The sequence below is a fragment of the Phaeodactylibacter sp. genome (genome assembly GCF_022763345.1).
Classification (GTDB): domain Bacteria; phylum Bacteroidota; class Bacteroidia; order Chitinophagales; family Saprospiraceae; genus Phaeodactylibacter.
In genome coordinates this window covers 50,993-65,007 of record NZ_JALEGS010000030.1, presented here as the reverse complement: position 1 = coordinate 65,007, position 14,015 = coordinate 50,993, and the positions used below count along the sequence as shown (strand labels likewise).

The window sequence follows — 14,015 nt, the reverse complement described above, 5'->3', positions numbered from 1 at the left end:
GAGGCAGTCCCAACACCGTGTTTCTTACTTAACCGATTAATAATTCACCTATGAAAAAAAGGGCTGGCAGCACGCTGAGCGGGTTTTCCGAAAATAAACAGGTAGACCTGGACGAGATTATAGGATTGGCAGCGGATGCAGGGGCGCAGCAGGTGGTGCGGAAATTTGTGGTGGAGTGATGCTGTTGTGATGACCTAAAATTTAGAACAATCAAAAAATGAAGTTATGAAGCTTTGCACTGCCTTGTTATCTCTGATTATTTGTTTTCAATGGACCAATATTGGAGCGCAAGGTATCTGGGCTGCAGATATGACTAAAAAGGTTTCAAACCAAACAGTCACTGTAAATGTGCGAATTTTCCGTAAAGGAGATGTTAAAGACAGCATTATGCTGGATTGGGGAGATGGCACAACGGAGGTGATCTCACCACCAGCCGTAGAATTTCTCAGTATTGGGCTGAATCTGGAAACCTACTTTGGGATTCATGTCTACGAAGAGCCCGGAATATATGAAATTAGTTTCAGGGATTCCTTTTTAGTAGATGGCGTTGTTAATATTGAGGACTCGGGGAATAAATCGATTCATCTGGTAGACAGTTTGAATGTATTTCATGGGGACAGTCTATTTGATTACAATGATGCCCCTGAGCCGTTGGGGATTCCAGCGGGAATTATTCAAACTGAAGGAGGAGTAGTTTTTTTTTACAATCTCCACCAAACCGATATTTTTATCCAACGTGAAAAATGGCTATTTGAGCTAGCACCTTTCCCCAGCGAAGACTATTCTTTTCCTGAATATACTGATTCATTAACTAATAATGGAGCTACTATATTTTGGGACAGGCCTATAACCACTGGATTTTATGCATTCAATCTAAAAGTAAGGGAGTTCTTACATGATGGAATGAATGATTCAATATTTCTAAGTACGACCAACCGGCTAATGATGGTCGAAATTGATAGCTCTCTTTTGGTAAATAATATTTTGCAGCCTATCCCTATTGGTCAGTTGACTCTTTTTCCAAACCCTGCTTATTCCACTTTAAATATACAGCTCCAACAAAGCCATGCCACCCAAGGCAAGCTCCAAATCGAAAAAAACCCTTCATACCGAAACCCTAAATTTGAGCCCAGCCCTCCAAAGCTGGGAAGTCGATGTGGCGGACTGGCCGAGCGGGGTGTATGTGGTGCGCTTGCTGGCAGGGTTGGAGCAGGTGGTGCGGAAGTTTGTGAAGGAGTGACCGGTAAAAAGGACGGCAAAATAAGCAGCATGGCAGTATCAAAAGCGCGGTAGGGCTATTGGGATCAGGCTATAAAAATCGATTAAAAGGTACGGGGCACAATATCGGACTTATTCACAATAGCTGCCGAGTCTCCGGTAGCGCGGATGACAAAAAGGCCTTTGTTTTCTGCCATTTGCTCCGCTCCGGCATCTGCCTGAAGGAAAGCTACAGCACCATAGACGTTATTGGGGGTATACCTTTTTACCCAAGTCTTGAAGGAGCCCATTTTGTCCACGAACTTCTGGATATGCTTAGATTTAAGCATGGTTTTAACCTCCACGACCACCACTTCCGTACCATTGCGCGCAATGATGTCAAATTCAAAGCGTTGTCCTTTGTGGCTGCCCTTGAGTCGCTGAGCTGTTTGCTTTATCTTGATGCCGCGCTTCTCAAAGGTGCGGACCAATTCGCTTCCTGCCAGGCTCTCCACCAGGCGCCCCCACTGGGAGGAGAACAACCCGTAGAGTTCGTTGAAGCGCTTGTCCAGCTTTCTATCCGTGTCTTGGAACTTGCGGTCCGTCTCCTTAAACTGCCGGTCTGTCTCTTGAAACTTTTCAGTCAATAAACGGTCTGTTTCTTGAAACTTGCGGTTAGTCTCTGCAAACAGGGCCTTGATTTCGTCCCAGCTGATGTCGTTGTTTCCTGCCATGATTGGTAAAATAGTTCTTATGTAAAACCTGCTAACCGTGAGATTGGTTCCGTTAAGGCGTCCTTTGGGAAGAGATTGAAAAGCGGAAAGCTACCTTAGCCTACATTCTACTCCACCGGTTGAACTAATCAGCGCCCAAATTTGTACCTTTGTGTGTTGATTTTGAAGGCAGTTGGCCAGAATCAAAACTGTAATTTTTTCATGAGTAAGCACGGAAGAGTATTGGTAGCCATGAGCGGGGGCATTGACAGCACGGTCACGGCTATGATGATGCACGATATGGGCTATGAAGTTGTTGGGATCACCATGAAAACCTGGGATTACGCCAATTCCGGTGGGTCTTCCAAGGAAACGGGCTGCTGTAGCCTGGATTCCATCAACGATGCCCGGGAGGTGGCGGTAAAAGTGGGCTTCCATCACTTTATTATCGATATACGCGATGAGTTCGGTGATTATGTTATCGACAATTTTGTGGATGAGTACCTGGCGGGGCGCACCCCCAATCCCTGCGTCCTTTGCAATACCCACATCAAATGGAGTGCCCTGCTAAAGCGGGCGGATGCGCTGGACTGCGAATTCATTGCTACCGGGCACTACGCCCAACTCAATGAGCTCAACGGGCGGCACTATGTAAGCAAGGCAGTGGATGCGCACAAGGATCAATCTTACGTCCTCTGGGGGCTGAGCCAGGAGTGCATGGCGCGCAGCCGTTTCCCCCTGGGCCCCTACACAAAGCCTGAAGTCCGGCAGATGGCTGCCGACTGGGGGTATGAAGCCTTGTCCAAAAAGGCAGAAAGCTATGAAATCTGTTTTGTGCCCGACAACGACTACCGGGGCTTCCTCAAGCGCCGGGTCGACGGGCTGGAAGCGCGTGTGGATGGGGGGCAGTTTGTCAATACCGCAGGGGACATAATTGGTACCCATAAAGGTTACCCCTTCTACACCATCGGTCAGCGCAAAGGGCTGGGCGTTGCCTTTGGGGAGCCGATGTACGTGACGGAAATCCGCCCCGACACGAATACCGTTGTGCTGGGCCGGCAGGAGGAACTTGTCCGTAATGGTATGATGGTCGGCAAAGTCAACCGGATGAAGTACGACCAAATCCCCGATGGCACGGAGGCCGTTACCATGATCCGCTATAACGATCAGGGCACGCTGAGCCAGTTAAGCAATATGGGCGAAAATATCCATGTTGACTTTTACGCTAATGTGAAGGGCGTGGCCCCCGGTCAGTCGGCTGTGTTTTACGAAGGGGATGATGTGCTGGGTGGTGGTATTATTCACGGCAGCTTTTTGGATGAGGGGCGGCAGAATTAGTAAATCACAGGTGAGTCTGTCGTTCTGGGATTATGAAACAATAGCCACGTTTAGAAAATAGGGCGAACGCACCGAACGTGGCTTCCACTAGAGTGGGCGACAAGAGCTTGAAAGCGGAACGGTTTAGCTTACTCTTCGCCTCAAGCCGGCGAGGCTCTTCATTTTGGCATTGCCCCAAAACGAAGCAAAAACGCTAGAAATTCGCAAACTCCTCCGTCGAACATGCAATTTCGGCAGCCGCCACCCAATTTAACGTGTTCCGTTACGTATTCCGCGGCATGTTCTCATTTTGGTGCGTTTTGCTCTATTTAGAAAGCTATGACGAAAGATTCCTATACCAAGGTCGGCCGGTTCGGCAAAACGCATGGGCTAAACGGAGGCATCCGCATCTTAGTGGAGGATGCTTTTCTTGATACGGCCCTTGAAGCAGAAGTATTGTTCGCTCCGGTTGACGGTAGCCCGGTGCCCTATTTTAATGAGGGCGTCCTTCTGGAAAGCCCGCTGGTCATTAAGCTGGAAGATGTGGACACGAAAGAAGCCGCCAAAACACTAACGGGCCTGGATATCCTGTTGCCCGCTGAGGAGGTGGAGGCGGAACTGGGCATTGAGGATTTCCGCCTGCTGGAGGGCTTTACTGTGGTGACGGAAACGGAAGGCGAAATCGGCCCTATCCTATCGGTGGAAGCCTATCCGGAGCAAATCTTAGCGCTGGTCAGTTATCAGGGGCGGGAAGTCCTGATCCCATTGAATGAAACCTTCCTTCAGGCGATCGACCCGGAAGCAGAACGGGTGGAAATGCAACTGCCGGAAGGGCTGCTCGACCTATAGCCTTACCACCTTTGTACTCCAAAGCTCCCCTTCTTCCGCCCGGAAGCGGATGTAGTAAATGCCTTTGTCGAGTTTCGATAAATCAACCCGGGTCACGTTTTCCCCTTTTTTAATGGTCTGCGGCTGTTCAAAAACAACCGTACCGCCAGCATCATAAATAGCAAGTGCCCCCTGCCCGCTGTAATTGCTTCTCATTTTGAAGGCACAGGTATGCTGCTCCGGTGCTTTTATTAATTCAAACTTCAGGTTACGCTGTGAAGGCCGGGTTTCGGCAACCGGGCTGAATTGATGCCTGCCTTCCTGATCAATCAGCTTTACGCGGTAGCGCAGTTCCTCTTCGGGAAAAATATCCTTATCAAGGAACAGGAAAGACGCCGGCTCATTTTCATTGGAAAGAGGTGGGAGCTGTCCGATCGGCTCAAAAGCTCCGCCATTGACCGAGCGGTCGATCTGGTACCCCAGCACCTTGCGTTCGTAAGCGACCTCCCAGTTGAGTTCAATATAGTCGGGATAGGGAATGGCAGTCAGTTGAATACGGCTGGGCCTGACCTTTTGAGCTCTGCCCTGCACCCATATAGCGTAAGACCGGGGAGGTACCTTTAGCGCTACTGCCGAGGGCGAGGCATCCAGGGAATCGAAATGGACAAGGGTGGCTTTCGGCGTAATGGCATGATCGGTGACATCTGTGAAGTAATCGCCGTTTTTGATATTGGAGGTGTTGAGCTCCTGCTTAATGGACAGCGTGTCCCTTCCAAAATTGATGACTGCCAGCACGTCCCGGGGGCCCTGTGTGCTGCTCTTTAGTCCCGCCGGCGTATTACTGCCTTCCAGCTGGAAAACTAATGCCCGGGTAGAATCTCCGCTGTAGTAGGCCGAACGCTTGTCACTGCCTGCGGCATTCAGGTATTCCACCATGGAAGAGTTGAAGATGAACTGCCGGTGGATGGCCAGCAGTTGGTCGATGTGAGCCCGCAGCGGCTTTTTGTCTGCATACTCTGCCAGCTCCGAGTCGCCACCAAAGTAGTCACCATAAAAAACCGTAGGCAGGCCAAGTTGATTATTGGTCAGTAAATAGGCGTAGGCCAGTAAGGGGCTGGAAATGGGGTCATCGTAGTCGCCGGGCGTTGCATTTTGGTTTTTATAGGCAGGGTGGTTGGCCATGGTCACAATATTGTACCCCGATAGCGCGGACGCATCCCGGATGCTGGCCTGATAAATTTTCCGTACATCGTAGGTGGAGTCAGAACAAGCCTGGCGGAGCGCCTCCCGTAGTTGATAATCGTAAATGCGCGGTTTAGGGCTGGCATCCTGCCCCAGTGCTTTGAGGATATTACGTACCCATTGCACCTGTCCTTTCTTACGGTCAAAGCCCGGTACGCCCCGAATGACAAACTTAGGAGCAACACCGGCCGCAGCAAGGGTTTTAAAATCAGCAGCAAACGCCTCGGCAGGGGAGAGCGGGAGGTCGGTAATGCTGAAGGCTTCCACACCCAGCGCTTCCCGGAGCGCTATGCCCTGTTCCGCCAACGAGCCAAGGGAGTCCTGGCTCAGGTCGATTTCTGCAATGACAGTCAGGCCCTGTGCTTCGAGGCGCTGAATGAGGGTGCGGACCTGCGGTGGTGCCTGTGCCGTGAGGTTGGGAAGCCAGATGGCGGTAAAGCCGGCATGGGCAAATTCCGGGGATTGCTCCGTCAGGTGGTCTACCCAAAAACGAAGGGTGGCACTATCAGGCAGGCTGCCGGGCGCATCTTCCGGGCAGCTCCAGTAGCAGCCTTGCAGGATGAAGTCCTGGGCATGCAGGCCGCTGATCAGGCCGTAGCATAGTAATATGGCGAGCAATCGTTTTCTCATTGCGGGTACCGGATTGTATGCGCTTAACAAAGTGGTTTGCGATATCGTAGCAGGCCACTTTCCAGCGTTTATGCCGACATCAAGTTGGTTTGCTGTGGCAAACCACTTTATCGTCGGTATAGTGATAGCAAGTGACCCCGTTTAAAGTTACAAAATATTATGGCGATCCGGGAAAAGGAGTTGGTTTAAAAAATACCTAAGTTTGAGCGACCATAACCCAATGTTCCTATGCCAGCTTCCGGGCTTTCTATACTGATTCCTGTTTACAACTATGACGTGCGGCCGTTGGTAGAGGCTTTGCGCCAACAGGCTGATGTCTTGGAATGGACCGTGGAAATCCTTTGCTGGGACGATGCGTCCCTTCCTGAATTTCAAAACATAAACGCTCCCCTTGGGCAGTTGCCGGGCGTCACTTATCGGCTGATGCCTGAAAACCTGGGGCGCTCCCGTATACGAAACCGCTTGGCGGAAGCGGCGCGGTACGACTATTTGTTGTTTATGGATGGCGACTCTGAGGTCACCCGGGCGGATTACCTGGAGCAGTACCAGTCGCACTGCACCCCTGGCCGTTTGCTCTACGGGGGGCGGATTTACCAGCCGGAGCCTCCGGAATCGCCTCGGCTCAGATTTCATTGGCACTATGGCAGGTCGCGGGAAGTGCAGCGCGCAGAAGCGCGGCAAAAACAACCCTACCACAGCTTTATGACCAATAATTTTCTCATCCCCAAAGCTTTGTTTGCCCCGATACAGTTCGATGAGCGCTTGTTGCAGTACGGGCATGAGGATACACTCTTTGGCCTGGAGCTGCAGCGGCGGGGCATTCCTATTTTGCACCTCGATAACCCGCTGATCCATGCCGGGCTGGAGGCGGCAGAGACATTTCTGCGCAAATCCGAACAGGCCATTGAGAACCTGGCATTTCTGTATCAGGAAGGCAGCCTGAGGGAGACCCGCCTGCTCCGCGCCTATGAACGCCTTGATGCCTGGAAAGCGGCGCGACCGGCCCACTATCTGCTGGATCAGGCCCGGCCCCTGCTCAAACAGCATCTTTTAAACGCTAACACCCCCAACCTGCGGGCTTTCGACCTTTACAAGCTGGGGGTGCTGCTTCACTATTTGTGCAATTAATTTATTGCTGTTTGCCGGATTTAGGGGTATTGGATTTTCCCTTGCTTTGGGTACCGGCATCAGAAGCGGGAGCCGCCTCCTTAGTGGGGGGGCTTTCCTCCGATTCCTCCTCCTCTTCCAGGTTTTCGTAGATTTTTTTGTTGAACTCTGCACTAATGACCTCCTCGTCATTACGCACCTGCTCCAGCATCTGATCCGGCGTGATGGTCTCCTCATCGTAGGAGAAAATCCAGTACCCGGTATCGTTGAGGGACCGCAGGAAAGTCATGTCGGTCTGTGCGTACTTTTTTGCCCACTCTTCAGGGTCCGTATCTTCGCCCAGTTCGACCAGCAGCTGATCGGGGATGAGGAAGTCCGGCACTTGTTCTTCCGGCGCTTCTTTAAGGATCCAGCCCTCCCTTTGTGCGATTTGATCGAGTTGGGACTCCAGCCATTTGACCGCATTGGGCCGGATTTCCTTTCCGGTCACCGTTTTCTTCTTGCCATTCTGATGGTAGGAGATGGTGACGCTCTGCATATCCGGGATACGCCCCCGGTAGCTATCGCGGAACTGCCAGAAGTTGGCCCGGTCAAACTCGCCCAGGATGCGTTCCATTTCAGATTTTTCCAGTTTTCTGACGAAGGTGCCCAGCCGGTCGGTATAGCGTTCTCCCTTGTAACTGGCAATGCCATTTTCGTAGATGGTCAGGGTGAATACCGGACAGCGCCCGTAGCAGGGCCCTTTGCTCATTTCAATGAGGGGGTCGAGCTTACTCAGTGAAGCCGAAGCCGGGGAGCCGCAACTGTGGAGCATGGTCAGGACCGCACCGAAAAAAAGCAGGAAGCCCAGATTCCTGGGGGGAACGAGAGGATTGATACTCATCAGGAAACGAAGGTTTGGTTTAAGCAGTGGATGATGGCAGCACAGGTCCGCTTGGCGGTATGCGCTGGTGGATTGAAACCGGTTGAGCAGGCAGGCTTTATGCTCCAAATGAGAGCCGTCGCCGCTTACGCTACTGTTTCAGTCACACGGATTCACTGCCATAATACAACAATTCTGGTTGGTTACAGCTACCGGCCACCGCCATCGTTCTCACCGGGCAATAATAAGCTTTTTGACGTGCATTTTATTCCCATACCGGATTTTTATATAATAATTTCCGGCATGAAAGCCCGCCACACTGAGCTCCGCTTCGGGGCCTACGGCTTCAACCTGCTGTACTAAACGGCCGGCAAGGTCAAAAATTGCAAACTGTGCCGGTTCATTTCCGGGCAGGCGGATTCGAAGATGGTCTCTGGCGGGATTCCCAATTATGGAGACCTCTGACGAAGAGCTGCCCGTTGTTTGGATGGAAACAGGCGTGCAGGAGCCTTGCAGCAGCCCGGGGCGGTAGGACTGCAGGGTGCTCAGCACACGCGCTTTTTGGCCGGGTGTGAACAGGGCCATACAGGCATCCTGCGTGAAATTCATGAAGTTCATAAACATATCCGGCGAGCCGCAGGAAAACGGGGGCAGGGTGGGGCAGGTACCTTGGTAGGTGTCGGCCTGAAGTGGGGTATCGGCAATGCCATCGTCCTGATCGCAGTTGAAATTGTCTGCATTGGGGCCCCAGAGGTGCTGCAGATTGAAATAGTGGCCGAGCTCATGCGTACAGGTACGCCCCAGGTGAAAAGGGGGGCTGACAGTGCCGGTCGTGCCAAAGGCATCAGGCCGGATGTAAAGCCCGTCTTCAGCGGGCGTTTCCTGCCCCTCCTCCGGGAAGGTAGCGGAGCCTAGTGCGCCATCGTTCCGGCCAGCCACCCAGATGTTCAGGTAATGGTCGGGGTCGAAGCCGTCTCTGCCGCCCAGGTCTGTATAGCAAAGTCGCCGCTTGCCACTGGAAAAGGTGTTGGTGATGCCGGCCACCGGTGTGGAAGTGCGCGTGATGGCAACGAGGCAGAATTCCAGCTCCAGGTCACTAACAAGCTCATCAAAGAGGGGGTGGACAAATGGGACTTCCACATTCAGGCTTCGGAAGTCCTGATTCAGGACCTCAATCTGTGATTCGACCTGTTCGTCGGAAATATTTTCTTCAGCGGTATGCCAGACTACGTGCACAGCCACCGGGATGACGACAGGCTCCCGGATTGGCACGATGGCTCCACTGTTTCTCACCGGGCTGTTGTGGGTATTCAGCGCACAGCGTGGCTGGGCCTGAGCTAGCGCAACTACGCTGCTCAACAGAGTGTAAATCAGTAGAAAACGCGCAGTAATGGGACGCATGGTTTTAATTGCTCAGCAGCTCGTACACCTCATCAAGCTTTGGCGAAATGACGATTTCTGTACGGCGGTTTTGTGCTTTTCCGGCAGCGGTATTATTAGTCGCGACCGGCATGTTTTCGCCCCGGCCGGCAGCGGTAAGCCGCTGTGGGGATACTCCAAACTGAGTCAGAATTTGGGTGACGGCAACAGCCCGGTCCACGCTGAGGTTCCAGTTGGCCAGCTCACTGCCATCTGAATCGGTATGCCCTTCGACGAGGATGTCAATGTCCGGGTTGTTCTTTAGCGCCCCGGCCAGTTGGCGCAGGGCTTCCTTGCCAGAGGGGTCAATACGGGTACTGCCGCTAGGGAAGAGCAGCTCAGCGCTAAGGGACACATAAAGCTTGCCGCCCCGGTCCTCCACAGTAAGCCCGCGGGAGGAGAATTGCCGGACGAGGTCACCCAGGCTGGCCCGTACGCCCTGCATATTGTCCTCCTTGAGGTTGAGCATTTCCTCCAGCTCCTGAATACGGATATTCCGGTCCTGAAGGGTGCCCTTCATCGCGGTATAGTCGTACTCCATGGTGTTGAGGCGGTTGGCTTTTTGGTAAAGCTCGTATTCCAGCCCTTCGAGGCGTTCTCTGTCCTTGTCCAGGTTTTGTTGCTGTTGGGTGAGCTGACGCTGCAGGGCCACCTTCTCATAGGAGGCTGTCTCGTCAAGCTCATTGCGCTCTTCGAGGATGCGGTCCATACGCTGAAGCAGGTCCTGATAGCTGCGGTTCAGGCTTTTATTGGTCACAACGTACTCTTCCAGCTCAAGGCGGGTGTTACGGACCTCAATTTCCAGCTGCCGGGTTTCTTCAGCGAGCTTATTGTACTCGTTTTGGAGCGAATCCGTAGACTGGGCTTCCTGCTCATAAAAGGTTTTGAGCTCTTCCATCTCCTGGTACTCCTTCTTGGTCACACAGCCGGACAGCAGCGCGACAAATAAAATTGCAATTGGAAAAAGGGGCTTCATGCTGCAAATTTTTTGTGCAATGTACCAAATTTTGTGAAATCACAGAAACACCTGTTCGTAACGAATCTCTCCACCGGTCTAGTTTGCAGGTGGTTATTTATTTCAGCCGGATTGATTCGCGATTTTTTTGCGTTACAAAGGGTAAGCCCATTAACTTTGCAGAAAAAATAATCCAATGACCATCCGTTTATTCTTTTTTCTGTCTGCCCTGTTCCTTGTGTGGAGCTGTCAGAACGATACCGCTGGCTCCACCGCAGGACAAACATCCGAAACCACTCAGTCTGAAGCCTCAGTAACTGCACCTGCTGAAAAAGAAGCTCGCCCGCAGCCCTCGCTTTATCAACCCCCACAGAGTACGGAAGTCCTGTTTTTAAGCATTGATGACCAAACAGCCGCTGCCGGAGAAACGGTCTGCACACCGGTTCGCGCTAAGGGCTTCAACAGTCTTTTGTCCATGCAGTATACCGTTGCCTGGGACCCGGACGTGATCTCCTTCAAGGGTTTGAAAGATTTTGGCCTGCCTCACTTATCTATTCAAAACTTTGGTACCACTAAAGTGCAGGAAGGCGTGATGCCAGTTGCCTGGATCGATAATGCACTCAAAGGCGTGACCGTTAGCGCCGGGAACCCGCTCTACACGGTTTGTTTTGAAGCCAAGGCAAGCGGGCAATCCAGTCCGGTACAAATCATCGATAAGCCTACAGCTATCGAAGTGGTCAATTTGGGCGAAAAACTGGTTGGGCTGGACAGTGAACCGGGCACAATTACGGTACAGTAGCACCTCTGTTTTGAGCACAGGTATCACTTATTTGGTAAACTTCCCGGAGTTTCTACTCATTTTATGGACAGAAATTATATTTTTGTTGGAAATCGTACCTTATGAGTAATATCGTTACCCAGCGTTTTGTCAAGTGCCATGATAAACTGAAGGCGGATAATCAGGTAAGGTCTAGCCGTCAGTTTGCCTTGTCGCTTGATTATTTGCCCCAGAGCCTGAGCGAAATTCTGAAGGGCCGGCGCGATGTAACGATAGAGCTGCTGCGCAAAGCCGTGGAGCAGTATAAGATCAATCCGGTTTACATTTACACTGGTGAGGGGCCCATGTTTATGAGTGAGGAAGGCGATAAAAGCTTCCGGGTGCTGACCATTGTAACCAACTCTAATGAAGACGAACGCATTGTGCATGTGCCAGTGCCGGCGCAGGCGGGCTATGCTGCTGAGATGACAGACCCCACCTTTATTCAGGAACTGCCGCATTTCACACTACCGGATTACAAGTACAAAATTGGAACTCACCGGTCTTTCGATGTAGCGGGGGATAGCATGGAACCCACACTGTTTGAAGGAGACAAGGTCATTTGCAGCTACCTGGAGCCCACGCTTTGGGAGTCTGGCATAAAAGATAATTACGTTTATGTGGTGGTCACCCGGGGCGATGTAGTGGTGAAGCGGGCCTTCAACCACCTGAAAGAGAAGCAAACCCTGGAGCTGCATTCTGATAACAACTTCTACGAACCTTATCACCTCAATCTTGGCGATATTCGGGAAATCTGGTATGTGCGGGCCAAGATCAGCCCATTCCTGCCTTCCCCGCAAAACATCAAGCGCTACCTCCATGATGAGATGAAGGACCTCAAACAAACCATTCAAAACCAATCCAGACTGATCAACAACCTCAACGAAACCGTGGAGCAGCTGTTGAACAGCAAAACAATTACCCAACCACATGAAAAACATCAGGATTAAAGGGACCATCAAACACGTGAAGCTCGAAGGCGGCTTCTGGGGCATTGTAGCCGATGACGGGCAGGAGTACCGGCCTGTCCAAATGCCCGAACAGCTCAAGCACGATGGGGAATCGGTTGAGGTGACGCTCAAGCCGGTAGAGGAGGAAATGTCCATCCATATGTGGGGGCAACCGGTTAAGGTCGTCTCTTTTCATACCCTGCACCCTTAAAACAACAAAAGAACCCGCCAGGATTGTAAAATCGAGGCGGGCACTTTGGTCCCGGTTCAATCTTTTCCGGGTAACGTGATGAACGATTATCGTTTTCAGGTGCGATAAAAGGCTTTATAGCCCTTTAAGCCACGTCCTATCTCCTCTGCCATTCCGAGTGATCCAATTGAGGGACGTTGAGCTGAATCTTGTTGCGTTCAAACAGGAAAGCAGATAGTTTGGCTGCCACTTTTGCTGCGCCTTCATTCCCCTTCTCAAGGGCTTCGGGCGTGAAGTAGTGCTTGACAAAGTGAGTGTCAAACTTTCCGCTTGTAAAGGCTTCGTGTTCGCAGACAAACTTGCCGAACGGCAAAGTTGTCTCCACCCCTTCGATTTCATACATCTCAATGGCCTCAATCATGCGCTGAATAGCCGCATCGCGATTAACGCCGTAGGTTACCAGCTTGGCAATCATCGGGTCATAATAGATCGGAATTTCCATGCCTTCTTCGTACCCATCGTCAAGGCGGATATCATCCCCTTTCGGACGGCGGTAGCGGGATAGGGTGCCAACGCTTGGGAGGAAGTTTTCCGCCGGGTCTTCGGCATATACCCGAAGTTCCAGGGCGTGGCCGGTAATGCTCAGGTCTTCCTGTTTGATCTGCAAAGGCTCGCCCCGTGCGATGAGGATCTGTTGTTCCACCAGGTCCACACCGGTAATGAGCTCCGTGACCGGGTGTTCTACCTGCAAGCGGGTATTCATTTCCAGGAAGTAATAGTTCATGTCGGCATCCATGAGGAACTCCACCGTGCCGGCTCCGGTGTAGTTACAGGAACGGGCCACATTGAGGGCATCATTGCCCATCTTCTCCCGCAGCTCCGGTGTCAGAATACAGGAAGGCGCTTCTTCCACTACCTTTTGGTGGCGGCGCTGAATGCTGCATTCCCGCTCAAAGAAGTGAAGGTAGTTGCCGTGCTCATCGGCCAGCACCTGAATTTCGATATGGCGTGGCGAGGTCACATATTTTTCAACAAATACCGAGCCATCGCCAAAAGCAGAAGTCGCTTCGCTAATGGCCCGCTTCATCTGATCTTCGAATTCATCCGGATTTTCAACAATCCGCATCCCCTTGCCACCACCACCGGCGGAGGCCTTGATCAGTACGGGGAATCCAATCTCTTTAGCTACTTTTTTGGCTTCGTCAATATCCGTAATGGCGTGGTCCAGCCCCGGCACCATAGGGATATCGTAGGCTTTCACCGCATCTTTGGCGGCCAGTTTGCTACCCATGACTTCAATAGCGTGGGGCCCCGGTCCAATGAATTTGATGCCGGCATCTTCGGCAGCCTGAGAGAACTTCGCATTCTCACTCAGAAAACCGTAGCCCGGGTGTATGCCATCTACATTTAGAGACTTTGCGACTTCCAGGATCTTATCGATAAGCAGGTAAGATTGAGCGGACGCCGGAGGGCCAATGCACACCGCTTCATCCGCGAATTTGACATGAGGCGCGTGCCGGTCTGCTTCAGAGTAAACAGCAACGGTACGTATACCCATTTTCTTTGCGGTCCGCATGACACGTAGTGCGATTTCGCCCCGGTTGGCGACAAGGATTTTTTTCATTGGTTTTAGCTTTTTTGTTGGACAGCTCTGAGAATTGCGAGCTGCTCGTTCTGTTTTCCTGCGGGAAAATAGTTATTTTCCCGGCCATTACACAACCAACAGCGCGGAACGGCGCGATGATTTTTCGCACCTTTTCTCTGATGGGGCGGAATCCAGCCGTGGCG

14 protein-coding genes are annotated in these 14,015 nt (G+C 51.9%); 8 read left to right on the top strand and 6 right to left on the bottom strand.

The window, feature by feature from the left end; all coding sequences use genetic code 11:
- Nucleotides 1–50: 50 nt before the first annotated feature.
- Together MRY86_RS08745 and MRY86_RS08740 are read left to right on the top strand one after the other, a co-directional pair.
- On the top strand, nucleotides 51–179 hold the full coding sequence (locus MRY86_RS08745; RefSeq protein WP_293565468.1) for a hypothetical protein: 129 nt from the start codon (nucleotides 51–53) through the stop codon (nucleotides 177–179).
- Between the two features lie 46 nt (nucleotides 180–225).
- Complete coding sequence (locus MRY86_RS08740) at nucleotides 226–1,293, top strand: hypothetical protein (RefSeq protein ID WP_293565466.1); 1,068 nt, start codon at nucleotides 226–228, stop codon at nucleotides 1,291–1,293.
- Nucleotides 1,294–1,322: 29 nt separating this feature from the next.
- Here MRY86_RS08740 and MRY86_RS08735 read toward each other — a convergent pair whose 3' ends face one another.
- Complete coding sequence (locus tag MRY86_RS08735; protein ID WP_293565464.1) at nucleotides 1,323–1,931, bottom strand: hypothetical protein; 609 nt, start codon at nucleotides 1,929–1,931, stop codon at nucleotides 1,323–1,325.
- Between the two features lie 201 nt (nucleotides 1,932–2,132).
- Between MRY86_RS08735 and mnmA the strand changes: the two genes are divergently transcribed.
- Nucleotides 2,133–3,248 carry a tRNA 2-thiouridine(34) synthase MnmA gene (gene mnmA / locus MRY86_RS08730; protein WP_293565462.1) on the top strand — a complete coding sequence of 372 codons (1,116 nt, stop codon included), beginning with the start codon at nucleotides 2,133–2,135 and terminating at the stop codon, nucleotides 3,246–3,248.
- 318 nt (nucleotides 3,249–3,566) lie between these two features.
- A complete protein-coding gene (gene rimM, locus MRY86_RS08725; protein WP_293565460.1) occupies nucleotides 3,567–4,076 on the top strand; it encodes a ribosome maturation factor RimM in 510 nt (169 codons plus the stop codon).
- Here the strand turns inward: rimM and MRY86_RS08720 are convergent.
- Entirely contained in the window at nucleotides 4,071–5,927 is a 1,857-nt protein-coding gene (locus MRY86_RS08720; RefSeq protein WP_293565458.1) for a T9SS type A sorting domain-containing protein, read from the bottom strand. The two genes, rimM and MRY86_RS08720, sit on opposite strands and share 6 nt — an antisense overlap.
- A 228-nt stretch (nucleotides 5,928–6,155) precedes the next feature.
- Here MRY86_RS08720 and MRY86_RS08715 point away from each other — a divergent pair, with 228 nt between their 5' ends.
- A complete protein-coding gene (locus tag MRY86_RS08715) occupies nucleotides 6,156–7,055 on the top strand; it encodes a glycosyltransferase family 2 protein (protein ID WP_293565456.1) in 900 nt (299 codons plus the stop codon).
- Between the two features lies 1 nt (nucleotide 7,056).
- Here the strand turns inward: MRY86_RS08715 and MRY86_RS08710 are convergent, their stop codons facing one another.
- From MRY86_RS08710 to MRY86_RS08700, 3 genes are all read right to left on the bottom strand, one after another.
- The gene (locus tag MRY86_RS08710) at nucleotides 7,057–7,917 is read right to left on the bottom strand and encodes a DUF6438 domain-containing protein (protein WP_293565454.1); all 861 of its coding nucleotides are present in this window, start codon (nucleotides 7,915–7,917) and stop codon (nucleotides 7,057–7,059) included.
- A 210-nt stretch (nucleotides 7,918–8,127) separates the two neighbouring features.
- Nucleotides 8,128–9,297, bottom strand: a complete 1,170-nt coding sequence (locus MRY86_RS08705) for a zinc-dependent metalloprotease (RefSeq protein ID WP_293565452.1) — start codon at nucleotides 9,295–9,297, stop codon at nucleotides 8,128–8,130.
- A gap of 4 nt (nucleotides 9,298–9,301) precedes the next feature.
- Complete coding sequence (locus MRY86_RS08700) at nucleotides 9,302–10,291, bottom strand: OmpA family protein (protein WP_293565450.1); 990 nt, start codon at nucleotides 10,289–10,291, stop codon at nucleotides 9,302–9,304.
- Between the two features lie 175 nt (nucleotides 10,292–10,466).
- Between MRY86_RS08700 and MRY86_RS08695 the strand changes: the two genes are divergently transcribed.
- The 3 genes from MRY86_RS08695 to MRY86_RS08685 all read left to right on the top strand — a co-directional run bounded on the left by MRY86_RS08695 (nucleotide 10,467) and on the right by MRY86_RS08685 (nucleotide 12,248).
- Nucleotides 10,467–11,069, top strand: a complete 603-nt coding sequence (locus MRY86_RS08695) for a cohesin domain-containing protein (protein ID WP_293565448.1) — start codon at nucleotides 10,467–10,469, stop codon at nucleotides 11,067–11,069.
- Nucleotides 11,070–11,170: 101 nt separating this feature from the next.
- On the top strand, nucleotides 11,171–12,037 hold the full coding sequence (locus MRY86_RS08690) for a S24 family peptidase (protein ID WP_293565447.1): 867 nt from the start codon (nucleotides 11,171–11,173) through the stop codon (nucleotides 12,035–12,037).
- Nucleotides 12,018–12,248 carry a hypothetical protein gene (locus MRY86_RS08685; RefSeq protein ID WP_293565445.1) on the top strand — a complete coding sequence of 77 codons (231 nt, stop codon included), beginning with the start codon at nucleotides 12,018–12,020 and terminating at the stop codon, nucleotides 12,246–12,248. The genes MRY86_RS08690 and MRY86_RS08685 overlap by 20 nt, the downstream gene beginning before the upstream one ends.
- A gap of 136 nt (nucleotides 12,249–12,384) precedes the next feature.
- Here the strand turns inward: MRY86_RS08685 and accC are convergent, their stop codons facing one another.
- Complete coding sequence (gene accC, locus MRY86_RS08680) at nucleotides 12,385–13,851, bottom strand: acetyl-CoA carboxylase biotin carboxylase subunit (protein WP_293565443.1); 1,467 nt, start codon at nucleotides 13,849–13,851, stop codon at nucleotides 12,385–12,387.
- Nucleotides 13,852–14,015 lie beyond the last annotated feature (164 nt).

Bases quoted from the DNA above. Each gene is read 5' to 3' on its own strand.
- MRY86_RS08690 (WP_293565447.1), top strand. From the start codon at position 11,171: ATGAGTAATATCGTTACCCAGCGTTTTGTCAAGTGCCATGATAAACTG.
- MRY86_RS08710 (WP_293565454.1), bottom strand. From the start codon at position 7,917: ATGAGTATCAATCCTCTCGTTCCCCCCAGGAATCTGGGCTTCCTGCTT.
- MRY86_RS08715 (WP_293565456.1), top strand. From the start codon at position 6,156: ATGCCAGCTTCCGGGCTTTCTATACTGATTCCTGTTTACAACTATGAC.
- MRY86_RS08735 (WP_293565464.1), bottom strand. From the start codon at position 1,931: ATGGCAGGAAACAACGACATCAGCTGGGACGAAATCAAGGCCCTGTTT.
- MRY86_RS08695 (WP_293565448.1), top strand. From the start codon at position 10,467: ATGACCATCCGTTTATTCTTTTTTCTGTCTGCCCTGTTCCTTGTGTGG.
- rimM (WP_293565460.1), top strand. From the start codon at position 3,567: ATGACGAAAGATTCCTATACCAAGGTCGGCCGGTTCGGCAAAACGCAT.
- MRY86_RS08720 (WP_293565458.1), bottom strand. From the start codon at position 5,927: ATGAGAAAACGATTGCTCGCCATATTACTATGCTACGGCCTGATCAGC.
- MRY86_RS08745 (WP_293565468.1), top strand. From the start codon at position 51: ATGAAAAAAAGGGCTGGCAGCACGCTGAGCGGGTTTTCCGAAAATAAA.
- MRY86_RS08685 (WP_293565445.1), top strand. From the start codon at position 12,018: ATGAAAAACATCAGGATTAAAGGGACCATCAAACACGTGAAGCTCGAA.
- MRY86_RS08740 (WP_293565466.1), top strand. From the start codon at position 226: ATGAAGCTTTGCACTGCCTTGTTATCTCTGATTATTTGTTTTCAATGG.
- mnmA (WP_293565462.1), top strand. From the start codon at position 2,133: ATGAGTAAGCACGGAAGAGTATTGGTAGCCATGAGCGGGGGCATTGAC.
- accC (WP_293565443.1), bottom strand. From the start codon at position 13,851: ATGAAAAAAATCCTTGTCGCCAACCGGGGCGAAATCGCACTACGTGTC.
- MRY86_RS08700 (WP_293565450.1), bottom strand. From the start codon at position 10,291: ATGAAGCCCCTTTTTCCAATTGCAATTTTATTTGTCGCGCTGCTGTCC.
- MRY86_RS08705 (WP_293565452.1), bottom strand. From the start codon at position 9,297: ATGCGTCCCATTACTGCGCGTTTTCTACTGATTTACACTCTGTTGAGC.